Origin of the sequence: Arthrobacter sp. 24S4-2, from assembly GCF_005280255.1 — a bacterium.
Taxonomy (GTDB): Bacteria; Actinomycetota; Actinomycetes; order Actinomycetales; family Micrococcaceae; genus Arthrobacter.
This window is the reverse complement of the sequence record NZ_CP040018.1, coordinates 5,494,299-5,506,201: the sequence shown is the minus strand read 5'-3', so window position 1 is coordinate 5,506,201 and position 11,903 is coordinate 5,494,299. Positions and strand designations below refer to the sequence as shown.

General features: G+C 60.5%; 9 protein-coding genes. 3 read left to right on the top strand and 6 right to left on the bottom strand.

Annotated features, from left to right (window positions below; translation table 11 throughout):
- Nucleotides 1-102 precede the first annotated feature (102 nt).
- From FCN77_RS25540 to FCN77_RS25535, 3 genes are read left to right on the top strand one after another with little or no spacing between them, the layout of a single operon-like run.
- Nucleotides 103-1,515, top strand: coding sequence for an O-antigen ligase (locus FCN77_RS25540; protein ID WP_137324530.1), 1,413 nt, complete (start codon nt 103-105; stop codon nt 1,513-1,515).
- Nucleotides 1,512-2,351, top strand: coding sequence for a chain-length determining protein (locus FCN77_RS26155; RefSeq protein WP_175417397.1), 840 nt, complete (start codon nt 1,512-1,514; stop codon nt 2,349-2,351). Before FCN77_RS25540 ends, FCN77_RS26155 begins: the two co-directional genes overlap by 4 nt.
- A complete protein-coding gene (locus tag FCN77_RS25535; RefSeq protein WP_175417396.1) occupies nt 2,317-3,546 on the top strand; it encodes a glycosyltransferase in 1,230 nt (409 codons plus the stop codon). Before FCN77_RS26155 ends, FCN77_RS25535 begins: the two co-directional genes overlap by 35 nt.
- Here FCN77_RS25535 and FCN77_RS27870 read toward each other — a convergent pair.
- From FCN77_RS27870 to FCN77_RS25510, 6 genes are all read right to left on the bottom strand, one after another.
- Nucleotides 3,530-4,384: a glycosyltransferase gene (locus tag FCN77_RS27870; RefSeq protein ID WP_368074350.1), complete on the bottom strand. Its 855-nt coding sequence runs from the start codon at nt 4,382-4,384 to the stop codon at nt 3,530-3,532. The two genes, FCN77_RS25535 and FCN77_RS27870, sit on opposite strands and share 17 nt — an antisense overlap.
- Nucleotides 4,385-5,263: 879 nt before the next feature.
- Entirely contained in the window at nt 5,264-6,598 is a 1,335-nt protein-coding gene (locus FCN77_RS25525; protein ID WP_254679068.1) for an oligosaccharide flippase family protein, read from the bottom strand.
- 111 nt (nt 6,599-6,709) lie between these two features.
- The gene (locus tag FCN77_RS25520; RefSeq protein WP_137324527.1) at nt 6,710-7,372 is read right to left on the bottom strand and encodes an acetyltransferase; all 663 of its coding nucleotides are present in this window, start codon (nt 7,370-7,372) and stop codon (nt 6,710-6,712) included.
- Between the two features lie 717 nt (nt 7,373-8,089).
- Nucleotides 8,090-8,821 (bottom strand): LuxR C-terminal-related transcriptional regulator, encoded by a 732-nt coding sequence (locus tag FCN77_RS27315; protein WP_254678761.1) that lies wholly within the window; start codon nt 8,819-8,821, stop codon nt 8,090-8,092.
- Nucleotides 8,822-9,189: 368 nt separating this feature from the next.
- Nucleotides 9,190-10,794, bottom strand: coding sequence for an ATP-binding protein (locus FCN77_RS27310; RefSeq protein ID WP_254678760.1), 1,605 nt, complete (start codon nt 10,792-10,794; stop codon nt 9,190-9,192).
- 274 nt (nt 10,795-11,068) lie between these two features.
- Nucleotides 11,069-11,737 carry a DUF1345 domain-containing protein gene (locus FCN77_RS25510; protein ID WP_137324526.1) on the bottom strand — a complete coding sequence of 223 codons (669 nt, stop codon included), beginning with the start codon at nt 11,735-11,737 and terminating at the stop codon, nt 11,069-11,071.
- Between the last annotated feature and the right edge of the window lie 166 nt (nt 11,738-11,903).

The window sequence follows — 11,903 nt, the reverse complement described above, 5'->3', positions numbered from 1 at the left end:
TAAAATCAGCGACAAGCCGGGAGCTTTCGGGTTAGAGTATCACTCGTCACATTCGGCGTAAACGGTAATGCGACTCGGTTGGGGGACGCAGGATGGGGGGGTGTGGGCAAGCATCTGCCGGCCAGTCCCCTAATGCATCCAGTTTCCGGATCGCTGACCTTATCAAGTCCGTTGCAGTCCGATCCTGGGCCGCCGGTATTGCTTCAGGCGACCGCGCTGGCTTGCTTTATTTTTCCCGCAAACATGATTCTTGGTCCCTTTGGCGCCGCGGGCTACGTGGCCCACATCCTGGCACTCCTTGTTATGCTACTTTGGCTCGCCTCAGTGGCCCTGGGCCTGCACCGCACCCTGAAATTCGACCACCCCGGACGAATCGCCGTCGCGGCTTTGGTCGTTGTTTCGTGCATGGCCTACGCCGCCATGTACGCGGGGATAAGCGGCCCTTCAAGCGTCACCACACGGGCCGCAGCCGACCGTTGGATGCTGCTCATGGCGGCATCGTTTGGGATTGTCCTAATGACGACGGAGACCATCAGGACAGTCGATTCGGCCATGATCATGGTGCGTACGGTTCTGCGGGGTGCCGTGTTCTGCAGCATAGTTGCGGTGATCCAATTTGTAACGCACGCCGATCCCATGGTGTGGATACAGAATATGATGCCTGGCTTTACCAACAACGGCGGAAACCAGCCGTTTCAGGAACGCGGCAGCTTCCTGCGTGTCGCCGGAAGCACCTTCCACCCAATTGAGCTGGGTGTCATAGCTTCGATGCTGGTTCCCCTGTCGCTTTGGCGGGCGATGTATGACAGCACGGGGCAGAAATGGATGCATTGGGCAGGAACTGGCCTTTTGATCTTTGCCGTCGCCGCCACTGTTTCACGGTCAGGCATGGTGGGGATAGCCACCGTGGCGCTTGTTTACATTCCCTTTATGCCCGCACGGGCCAGGCAGTGGGCCGTGCTCGGCTTCGTCGGCGCCGCGGTTGCCCTCTTTGTGGCCGTGCCTGGCCTGATGGCTACACTTTTTGGGACGGCCACCGCAGGCACGGCTGACACTTCCATAACGGCCAGGTTGCAGGACTTCCCCCGCGTGGAAGCGATGGTGTCGGCGCGTCCTTGGACAGGTATCGGTCCTGGCGCATACTTGGCCCCCAACGCTATTGAAGTACTCGACAACCAGTACCTCAAGACAATGGTGGAAATGGGTATTCCTGGGTTCGTCGCGCTGCTGGCCTACATGGTGGTGCCCGGTGCCGCCGCATGGATCGCGGCCCTCTATGCCAAGGATGAGCAGTTGAAGGCATTTTCCGGGGCATTAGCGGCCGCATGCCTGGTTGCCGCCCCGTCAACAGCCGCCTTTGACTTACTGGGGTTTCCCGTAATCGCGCTCGTGTATCCGTTCTGCGTAGGGCTATCCGGAGTAGCCTGGCTCATGGTCGCACGGGAACGGCGTGTGCTGGTATCCGTTAAGAAGCAGCACAATATTGCCATTGGCGTACCTGAAAGGCAGGCATGACTCCATTTTCAGTTCTCAAAATGCTGTGGCATCACAAGATTTCCATGGTGTCGGTTTTACTGTTCACCCTTATGGCAGGGTCATACGTTTATTTCTTTGCACCGCGCGACTACTCAGCTTCCACGGTTTACGTGCTCGTGACCCCAAAGGTACCCTCCAGTGAACAGCTAATGAAGGATCCGGCGCTTGCGGCGCTGAATTCCGACAATCCCTACCTCCGTTCCGCCGACAGCTCACTCATTACCCAGGTGATGGCTACAAAGCTCGGTTCCGCCGACACCGTCGATGCGATGGCTGCCGCCGGATTGTCGCGGGATTATACGATCACTCTTCCGAGCACCTCCGGGGTTGGCCAGCTGATCCGGATAGAAGCATCGGGAGAGAGTCCAGAGCAAGCGATTGCCACGGCCGAGACTCTGGGCACGCGGCTGACCGCCGAGTTGCGCTCCGCCCAAAAGGTCAATGGTGCGGACGACCGATATCTTTTCACCGCGCTCCAAATCGACCCCCCCAATAAGGCTACGGAACAATTCTCCAGTCGTCTCCGGTCCCTCATTGTCGTCCTAATCGGTGGCATTATCTTGCTCTTCGGTGCAGTTTCCATCGCTCGAGCCGTTGAAACGACGCGAAAAGCCAGAACCAAGTCGTCTGCCCGAAAGGGCTCCGCTGAACGCAATCGGGCACACAAAGCTGCCGCACATGCGGACGGCAAAGACGCACCCGCGGACAGCGAAGAGCCGCAGCCGCCCGCACAGGACATTAGGAGTCCGCTCGCCAAACCCGGGAGCACTACCCCCGACTATGATCGAGAATCCGATGTCGCAGTCAAGGGCTGAGCAGGAGCAGAACGCCGCCAATCCCGTTTCTGTGATCTGTGTGTTCAACAACCCCTCTGTGCTGGCTGAATGCCTTCATGCATCCGTGAAGGCCGGAATCGCCGAAGCGCCGGGCACGGAGTTCATTCCTGTTGATAACACGTCCAGCCAGTTTTCCTCTGCGGGAGCTGCCCTTAATTACGGCGCTTCGTTGGCGGGAAACGACGTTCTCGTCTTTGTGCATCAGGACGTTTATCTGCACTCCCTGCCAGCTCTGGAGGCGTCAGCAGCAATACTCATGGACGACCCATCCGTGGGCCTCCTGGGTGCCGTCGGCGTGACGCACGGCGGGCAGGTGATGGGGCTCATACGAGACCGAATCGTATTCTCTGGTGAACGCAGAAGCGGGCTGTCCGACGTGGACAGCTTGGATGAAGTGCTTTTTATGGCCCGCAAGGAACAGATCTCTGCCCACCCTTTAGCTGAGGACCCAGAACTCTCCTGGCATGCCTATGCCGTGGAATACGGAGTGCGAATGCGCTCCCTTGGGCTTAGGGTCGTCGTAGCCGACGTCCCGCTTACGCACAACAGCCTCACGATTAACTTGGATCGCCTTGCCGAGGCCCATGCCTGGATCGCCGCTGCCTATCCCGAGCAAATGCCCATTGTCACAACTTGCGGGACGGTGCACGTCCCCACGCGGGCCCGAACGATTCCCCTGTTCGGAAGGCTCTTCGAGATCCACAAGTGGCGGTACCGCTGGCTCGTCGAATCGTTGGCCGCCCATCGACTACGCAAAAATGCCAAAGCTGTCACGGTGTTGGGTGATATTCGCCGGGATATCGACGAGATCTGTTCAGCAGCCGGGCTGGACTCTGCCTTGGTCATCAGTGCCATACCTTCCGGTCTGGAGGCCACGCCGGTGGCCCGTCCCTTAGAGCTGAACCGCCGGGAAGTAAGGTTTAGGTTCCACTCCGCCTTGGCACCCGACCTGCCGTCACTGCTTCGCTCATTTCCCGCAGATGAATCGATCGCCCTGACGAACATAGGCTTCGGAGGCGCCGGCGACATTGCAGAGGCGCTGGCGGACCGTCAGATTATTGTCGGCTTCCATGGGAACACCGGCCCGTGGATGCTGATCGGACCGGCCGTTGCGGCAGCCATCCCGTACTACCGGACGCGGCACTCAACACCGTTCGCTATGAAGGCGAGCTGACAGTTCTGCGGACGGCGGCGGCTCCAGCGAGGATCCATTCCGGCAGGAGGTGGGAAAGCCCCACAGGTTGGGACTTTCGCAATTCATTCCACTGCCTGATTCGCTCCGGTGCCGGCCGGAGCGACAGGACATCCGCCACAGCCGCGTCGAGACCAGAAAATCCTGTTTGCTGCTGGACGCGGGCGACCATCTGATCCAATGGCCCGTTTTGCCAGGCCGAGACGCCCGTTTCCAAACGTCTTGTTCCGCAGCGAGCTCTCTCATAGATTGCTCGCACGGTTTCGCGCCAGGCGGCCTGACTGTGTCCGGCCAGAACTGCGGCTTGCGTGGACGCACCGCGTGCTTTCCGCAACGACGGTGAATCTGCCAACGAAGCGAGAACCGCCGAAAATTCATCCGATCCGGAGGGGGTAAAGAGTTCTGCTTCGAGTCCCGGGGAATCGGCGCCGAGCACTGCGCACTCCGGAGGATGACCGCGGAATGTTACGAGGGGTAGACCGTGTGCTCCCGCCTCCAACATGGAAGTCAATGACGCAAACGGAAACGAGTCAACGTACACGTCCGCGGCGGATAGCAGCGCGGGAACGTCAGAGAGCCGGCCCAAGGCCCGGATCCTTCCGGATGTCGCGGCGCAGGCTTCGGCCCACTGGCCATGCGCGGATGGCCCGGCCACCAGCAGCTTCGAGTTGGGCCTTTGTTTTAGGAAGGCCGCGAAGAGACGGATCAGGGAGTGATCTCCCACAGGGTCGTATTTGCTTTCCGCTGCGGCCGATACCACCAGGAACTCATCGTTTACGCCCCAGCGTGAGCGGGACCGCGAACGTAGTCCTTCTTCCATTGACGTCCGGGGGGCCAGTTCGAGCGGGCGGTTTGCCACGAGGCAGCGGTCGGGTGCGATGCCCCTCCGTCGAACGCTCAGATCGCGCCCACTCCATCGAAGGTTCAGCACTACGTCTGCTGCGGAAGTGCCCAGCCAGAACACATGGTCTGCGTGGTTGACATAGACAGCTGGCGGGGAGTCCTCCGTGCCGAGCGCCACGGCCGGAACAACGTCATGTGGATGCGCGTGAACAATGACCACATCGGCCGACGATACGATTTTTCGTAGCACCGTGGCACGCTTCAGGAGACCTCCCGGCCTTCGATCCAACAGCTCTATCCGACGGGAACCCGCGAAGCATTCCATGATTTTCCGCGGTACAGCTGTGCTTCCTTGGCGGGTGAGGACCAACCGGTGGTCCGAGGACGGATCCTCGCGGACCCAGCGTGAAATCGTCTGTGTGTGGCCACCTGCAGCGTAGAGTTGTGTGCCCACATGGACAACCCTGAGCTGTGAGTTTGGGAGTGCCTGCCTCGTCCACGTGTATTTCGGGATGGATTCCCGAATGTGTCCGACCACCGTCTCCAGATCACTGCTGGCGAACAGCCCCGGGTGGTTCAGCCAGGCAAAGCGTGCCGCAAGTTGCGTCTGGACCGCGGCGTCCTCCCACGAACCTGAAGCGACGAGCGACACGGCCTCCTGAGCAAGGCCAGTGAAGACGTTTCGGTTGTCTTCAACGTCCATCAAGGCGTCCACGCTTCCCTATGAGCCTCAGCATGGCCACTTCTGCCCTCTTTAGCCACAGCAGCCCTGCCGTGATTGCCAGGGCAGCGACGGAGGAAATGATCAGGCCAAGCGGAATTGGCAAACGGGCGCCATCGAGGAATCCGTTACCAATCAGAAGCACTGCCGAGCCCACGATGGGCAGCGCGACCTGCCGTGCGACGTGCCGCAGGCGTACTCCGGCTGAATTGAGCCGCCAGAGATAGATCGGGAGGACCACCACGGCCACAACGAGCAACTGCGCCATTGCCACGCCGGCGATCCCTCCCCCGCTCCGAGAAGCAAGGCCGGAACAAGGGCGACAAGCCAGCACAACTGGGTAGACATTATTGAGCCGGTCATGCCGACGACCACCAGATAGTCATAGATGAGTTCAAAGAGGATGCGGAAACCGGCCAGCAGTGCCAGCCAGTACAGGGCCGCGGCGGCCGCGGCCCACGGTTCGCCGTAAACGAACCGAACAATCGGTCCGGATACTGTGGCCAGCAGAACCACCATAGGAAGGGTGATGGAAGTCAGCACGCCCAGCAGGGCTGTCATGGCTGCTTGCATGCTGGCGGGATCGTGCTGAAGACGAGCCAAAACCGCAGGTGCGACGCTTCGGAGCGGCTGTGAGAAGACGGTCACAGGCCAGCTCGCCAGATTGAAGGCCAGCACGTACAGGCCGAGCATGGTGGACCCGAGCAGGTTTCCTGTAACTAGCTGATCCAGGTAACCCACACAGAAGACAATGACGCTGGCTCCCCCCAACGGCAACCCGAACCGTAGCAACGGCATCAACACGCTCCGGTCCCATCCCATCCGGAAAGGGAGTGGTGACTTGGTGACGAAGAGAAGTCCCGAGACCACTGTTCCTGCGAGCCGGCCGATTGCAAGGCTCATGGCACCGAGCCCGGCAAGGGCCAGGACCACTGATACCGTGGCGCCGACCCACACGTTTACCTGGTCAATGACCATCTTGGTCTTCTGGTCGAACCCGCGTTGCATGAGCGCCGCCGGAGTCGCGACGACGCCGCTCACCAGAACGCAACACACCATGACCCGGACGACTTCGGTCGCCCCGGGGTCGCCCATAGCCGCCGCAAACGAAGGGGCGCCGGCCAGGCCTCCCAGACAGAAGAGGACGCTGCCGAGGATGGATATCGTTGTGACGGTTGGAGCGATTGCCGCCGGATCGCAAGGCCAGCGGACTATGGCGAGGCTTACTCCCAGTTCGTTGAACGTCAGTACCGCCAGTAGTGCGACCATGGCCACGGCGAATGTGCCGTAGGAACCCGGACCGAGGAGCCGCGCGAGCACGATTCCGATACCGAGCGTACCTAGTTTGGCCACGCCGGTATTGAGCAGGCTCCAGCCCAGAGCGGCGCTCGCCCCGGCGCCTTTCCGGTGACCCGTTGAGGCGGAGTCCTCTTTGAGAAGGGCGGCGGTGGGCGCCCCGGACTCCTTCATCGTGGGCACCCGGCTCCCTCAAATGGACTGTCACGCAGTAGCACCAATGTCGGGCGGCCGATCGTCTGAACCGAGTTCATGTCGGCTAGCCTCCCCCACTCGTAGCGCGTTTCACTGCGCTGCCGCCATCCTGTCGAACCTGTCGCGGTCGATGGGGTGCGCCGGGACGCCGACCCAAGTCTCGCCTTCGGGGACGTTGCTTAGCACTGCGGCGCCCATGCCGATTGTTGCGTAGGCGCCAATCGACGTCCGTTCCCGGACGCTGGAATTCATGCCGAGGTAGGCTGCTCGTCCAATCCGCACGCCGCCGCCGAGGGAGGCTCCGGCGTCGAACGTCGCAAAATCCGCCACGTCGTCGTCATGCGTGAAGGTGACTCCTGGCATGGCAACTACGTGGGAACCCAGAGTCACGGAAGCGGTCAGGGTCACGTTCTGCAGCAGGATGCTGCCGCGTCCAACCCGAGATTCCTCCGGTGTGCGCACTGAAGGATCAATGACTGTGGCATAACGTGTTGCTGAAATCCCCATCGCAGTCAATCGGTCCACCACCGCCTTCCGGGCCCGGCCGGAACCAATGCAAACCAGAACGAAGGCGTGCTTGTACTTGGGTGCGTCGCTGATGGGCCCCAGAACCGGGGCGCCATCCACGTCAATTCCGCATAATTCCTCATTGTCGTCAAGGAAGCCGACGATGTCGTACTGTCCGCTGCTGCGAACTGAGACAAGTACTTCGCGGCCAAGGCCGCTGGCGGCAATCAGCAAGAGTTCGCTCACGTGGTCACCCACCCGATACTGCCAAGGAGCCGTCAGGAGCGCCCGAGATCGCGGCGTCACTGGGCGGGCGGAACACAGTACGGGCCGCCTCTGGCACGGTCCTGGCATTGCTCAATGGTGGATTTGGGCGGGCACGTCTCTGAGCCGCTGCACAGTAGGGATCTATTAGTGAACTCATGTCATTCTTTCTTTCCCCGAACGCGATTCTTCGTGGGCCGGCGGCCGGCATGCAGCTCTGTTCTCTCCGTTTGATGCTGGTCCCGTCGTCCTGGCTCGTTGCTACGACGACGGCGACTGGCGGCATCAGAACCCGGGTTCCGTCGGGTCCAGATGCCGCCAGTCCCTGTTCGTAGGTCCGTTGTGCAGCAACAGACCCGGCAATCCGTCCAAAGGCGGGCGGATTGAACCTGGAAAAGGCCGTCCTTCTGCTGGCCGCACCGGGGAGAAACTTCCTGCGAGCGGAATCTCGCGTGCTGCCGTCAGCGGCCCAAACGGGATCGGCCAATGGAACATTCGGCATTGCTCCCCCCTCGTTCGCTGAAGCAACGCGGTTCGAAGCCGCGGTTGGATCCGTTCGGGCTGCCTGCCCCTCTTTGGTGCATGCCCGCATATAAAAGCTAGCCCTCACACCGGACGGAGAACGCGAATAGAGAACTTCATGCGGTCGACGCGCGGGAAGTCTGCGGAAACTGCGGGAATCCCGCGGGACGCCGGTGTTCATACGGAAACCGGTGATGTTGTGCGGACGAGTTCTCCCGCCCGGAGCGGTTCCCTGACGGTCACCAGGGACGTCAGCTGTGAGCGTGACTGCACTCCCAACTTCCTGTAGATACCCGTGAGTCGAACTTCAACTGTCCGAACGGACACGTACAGGGATGCCGCTATTTCCTTGTTCCGCCGGCCCCGGGCCACCATCTGAGCGAGTTCGCGCTCGTGGTCTGAGAGCAGCAGGAGCGCCGGGTTTTGGATCTCCGGCATATCCCCGACTCGGCCGTCGAAGAGCAGCGCGTCCACACGCTGGGTCCACGCCGCCGCCCCCGTTTCTTCGAAGAGCGCCTTGGCTCTCAGGAATGAGTCCTTGGCTTCCTTGAGCCGACCAAATGTCTTCAGTCGTTCGCCATAACAGAGGTGCGTCCTGGCCCGCTCGAACACGGAGTCGTATCTCGTCCACGCCTCTAAGGAACGGGCGAAGAGTTCAAGTGAATGTTCACCATCCGTGACTAAGGCGCGTGAGCGGGAAATCGTCATCTGCAACCACCGGGATCTCAGCCCGGAGGACCGGTGCTCCAGCCGTGTCAGGGCCTGGACAGCCTCGCGGTGATGACCAAGCCTTACGAGTACTTCCACAAGGTCGGGCTCCGAACGCAAAAGGGCAGGGTTGGAAAAGCCCAATCCGAGCTCAGAAGCCCGGTTCAGTTGTGCATATGCTTCGGCGAGTTCGCCGCGCATCAGAGCAAACTGTCCCTGGCACGCAGCGATGCGGGCCGCCAATGGGGCCTGGGCGCCGGCCGCGGCGAAACGTTGGGCTTCCGCAAGGCATGACTGAGCTTCCGGCTCATCGCCTACGGCATGAGCCCTCCAGAGGAGGAGAATGATCCGCATTCCCTTGTGGTATTTCTGGCTGGATTCGGAACGGGCAATTTCGTCAACAAGGGCGATCGCCGAGCGGAAGTTTCCGGAGCGGATCTCATTGTCGGCAGCAAAATAGCGAGCCGACTCCTTCCAGTTCGCATCGCTGACGGCGCTGAGGTTCCGGACAATTGCAAAGAGGTCCCGCGCTCCCTCGTAGTTTTCCGAGTATGTGAGGGCACGGCCCTTTAGAAGCAGCGATGCCGCAGAGTTGTTGCCGGAACCGTCTGCCGTCCGGGAGACTCCCGTGATGTCCCCCCGACCGCCGCCGCCAACAGCTGCGCGCGTCTGTTGACTGCCAGGGTTTCGCCGGAAGCATCGCCGAGAAATGGTTCCGCGTGCTGTAGAAGATGGTGCGCCTCCCCAAGTTCCCAGTGCTCCGACACATACAGGGCTGCGATGGACAAGAGGCATGCTGAAAAGGCCGGATCATGGTGCCCGAACTCCTTGACCAGCCGCAGCACCATACTCGGTCTCACAGAGTTGCCCCGCATCAGTTCGATCTGGAAATCAAGCCCGGTAAGGCGCAGCGTCAGGGCTCGGCTTCTGGCGATACTCTGTGCCCAGTCGAGGTAACGTTTCGCGTGGACGAACTCACCCCTGCTGAAAAGCACCTCGGCAATAGTCGTCAACCGGGCCGCTGTCTCGGCCTCCCAAGGGTTGATAGTAAGAGCGCGTTCGATGTATTCGACGGCGAATTCGGTTTCCTCGGCCCGCACTAACTCAACGGCGAAGCGGAGCAGTCCGAACGACGTGTCCCGCCGCGCCGCGGTGTGGCTCACGTGCCACGGCCACGCGAGTGGATCCTTGGTTGCCGCAGCGTCAGCCAACAACCGATGATTGGCCAACCGCGCTTCGGGTGACATCGCAGAGAAGACATGCGCGCGAAGCATTTGATTCTGGATTCGGACGTATGATCCCGAATGGACCGCGACGCCGGCCGCAATAATCTCATCAACTCCGGGCCGCAAATCAACGGGTAGTTCTTCCAGAACATCAATGCTGCTGCGGTAGGAAAGGGACAGCAGATCCAGTGCCTGCCTGGCGCATGATGAAAGGCCAACCACCGATAATTCAAGGTCGGATTCGAAACTCCCTTTCCAATGCAGGGGAATCGGCATTGCGTACTTGCCTTGCAGTTGGCGCTGAACCAACTCTTTATGGAGTTCAATGGATGCCAGCGGCACCCCTTGGGTAGCTGTTGCCACGGCATGAATTGCAGCCGTGCTTATTGTCGCGCCCGGAATTGCCTCGAGCATTTTCACGGTGTTGCCGTGGCTGAGGTTGGATAAATGAAGTGTTGGTAACCCTGCAAGCGGACTTTCGTATTCCTCTTTTCGCATGCTTGTGATCAGGACGATTCCTGTACTCGCAAGACGTCGGGCTAAGAATCCGATGACGACCCGGCTGGCCGAATCCATTTGATCGGCATCATCAACCGCAATGACGGTCCTGGGCGCGGATCGGTCGTGTAGCGCGGAAAGGAGCATCGACGATATGGCTGAAAAGTCAGCACCTTCGGCGGAGGGGTCGTTAAATTTGCCGAGGATCTGGCTCAGTGCAGGGTCATCAAGGCCGTTGAGAACGGCGGTCAGGCCGGATAAGGGCCAGCCGGATTCCGAAGAATTGACTCGGAGCAGGACCGTTTTGTAGTTGTGTAAATTCGGAATCCCCGCAAGTACCGATGATTTCCCAATTCCATGGCCGCCTATAATTGCCAAAGCGGAATCTCGCGGATCCCGTACAACAGCGAGGACGCGTTCCATTTCTTGTTCTCGGCCGAACAGAACCATCGGGCCCCATTCCATTCCCCAGGGTCCGCCCATTAACTACGCTTTAAATTGTTGCTTCAAAAAAGTGGAGTTTAGGCTGACGTATTCATGTGTCATGCATCAGTGATTCTCAAAGGAGAGCCCGAGTCCGCTCTATCTGGAGTGGAATTCCCGACCAACTGGTGCCATGTTGATGCAAATATAACTTGCGTTGAACCAGGTCACTAGCGTTCCGCGATAAACAGGTACCGGGTGCGTAAAAATCGAGTGTTCCTCCCGTTGGAACACCCGGTCCCTACGCGAGTCCGATCACCAGGTTGATGGTGGTGGCCAGGATGACTGTGCCGAAGAGGTAGGACAGGAGGCTGTGCTTGAGGGCCTCGGCCCTGATGAGGTGGTTCTGCAGATTGGTGTCAGACACCTGGTACGTCATACCAAGACTCGTGGCCAGATAGGCGAAGTCGGTGTACTGTGGCGGCCGGTCCTGGTTGAAATCTATGCCGCCTACCTCGTGTCCGCCGCGTTTCCCCGTGCTGTAGTAGAGCTCGGCGTAGCGCAGCGTGAACAATGTTTGCACCAGAATCCAGGACACGGCCACGCAAGCGAGGGCCAGCATGCCGCCGCTCAATTGCGAGCCACCGTCCGCCCGATGGGAATCCACCACAACCGCGGCTACAGCGGCCAGGCTGGCAACGTTGGCCACCAGGATCAGCAGGTCCGTTGTCCTTCTGGACGGATCCTCGGACGTCGCGTGCGCACGGGTTCCGGCCGGCCCGAGCCTTCCCACCACGAGCCACACCCAGGCAACATAGACCAATGCCGCGCTGCCCCATCCGACTGCCGGCGCCTCGACCCAGTGTCCGGACAGTCCGGTGCCCGCCGAGGCCGCGAGGCCTGCCGCAACCATGGCAAGAAACCGCAGCCGGCTGCGTTTGATCCTTGTGGTGTGGGGGGTGGTGTCCATGCCTCGTACTCTAGCCAAGCGAACAGGCCGTGCCGGGCTTTCGTGCCCGGTTTTCCACATAGCCCGTGGGGGTGATTCCGTCCGCCGCCGCCGCGGACTAGCCTGAACGGGACACGAATCGCCGAAACCGGCCCAAATGCACTAGGATATTGAAGTCTGTGCTGCG

What these genes read in the sequence shown, in the direction of transcription:
- FCN77_RS26155 (WP_175417397.1), top strand. Translation starts at nt 1,512, where the DNA reads ATGACTCCATTTTCAGTTCTCAAAATGCTGTGGCATCACAAGATTTCC.
- FCN77_RS25535 (WP_175417396.1), top strand. Translation starts at nt 2,317, where the DNA reads ATGATCGAGAATCCGATGTCGCAGTCAAGGGCTGAGCAGGAGCAGAAC.
- FCN77_RS27870 (WP_368074350.1), bottom strand. Translation starts at nt 4,384, where the DNA reads ATGGAAGAAGGACTACGTTCGCGGTCCCGCTCACGCTGGGGCGTAAAC.
- FCN77_RS25525 (WP_254679068.1), bottom strand. Translation starts at nt 6,598, where the DNA reads ATGAAGGAGTCCGGGGCGCCCACCGCCGCCCTTCTCAAAGAGGACTCC.
- FCN77_RS27315 (WP_254678761.1), bottom strand. Translation starts at nt 8,821, where the DNA reads ATGCGCGGCGAACTCGCCGAAGCATATGCACAACTGAACCGGGCTTCT.
- FCN77_RS27310 (WP_254678760.1), bottom strand. Translation starts at nt 10,794, where the DNA reads ATGGTTCTGTTCGGCCGAGAACAAGAAATGGAACGCGTCCTCGCTGTT.
- FCN77_RS25510 (WP_137324526.1), bottom strand. Translation starts at nt 11,737, where the DNA reads ATGGACACCACCCCCCACACCACAAGGATCAAACGCAGCCGGCTGCGG.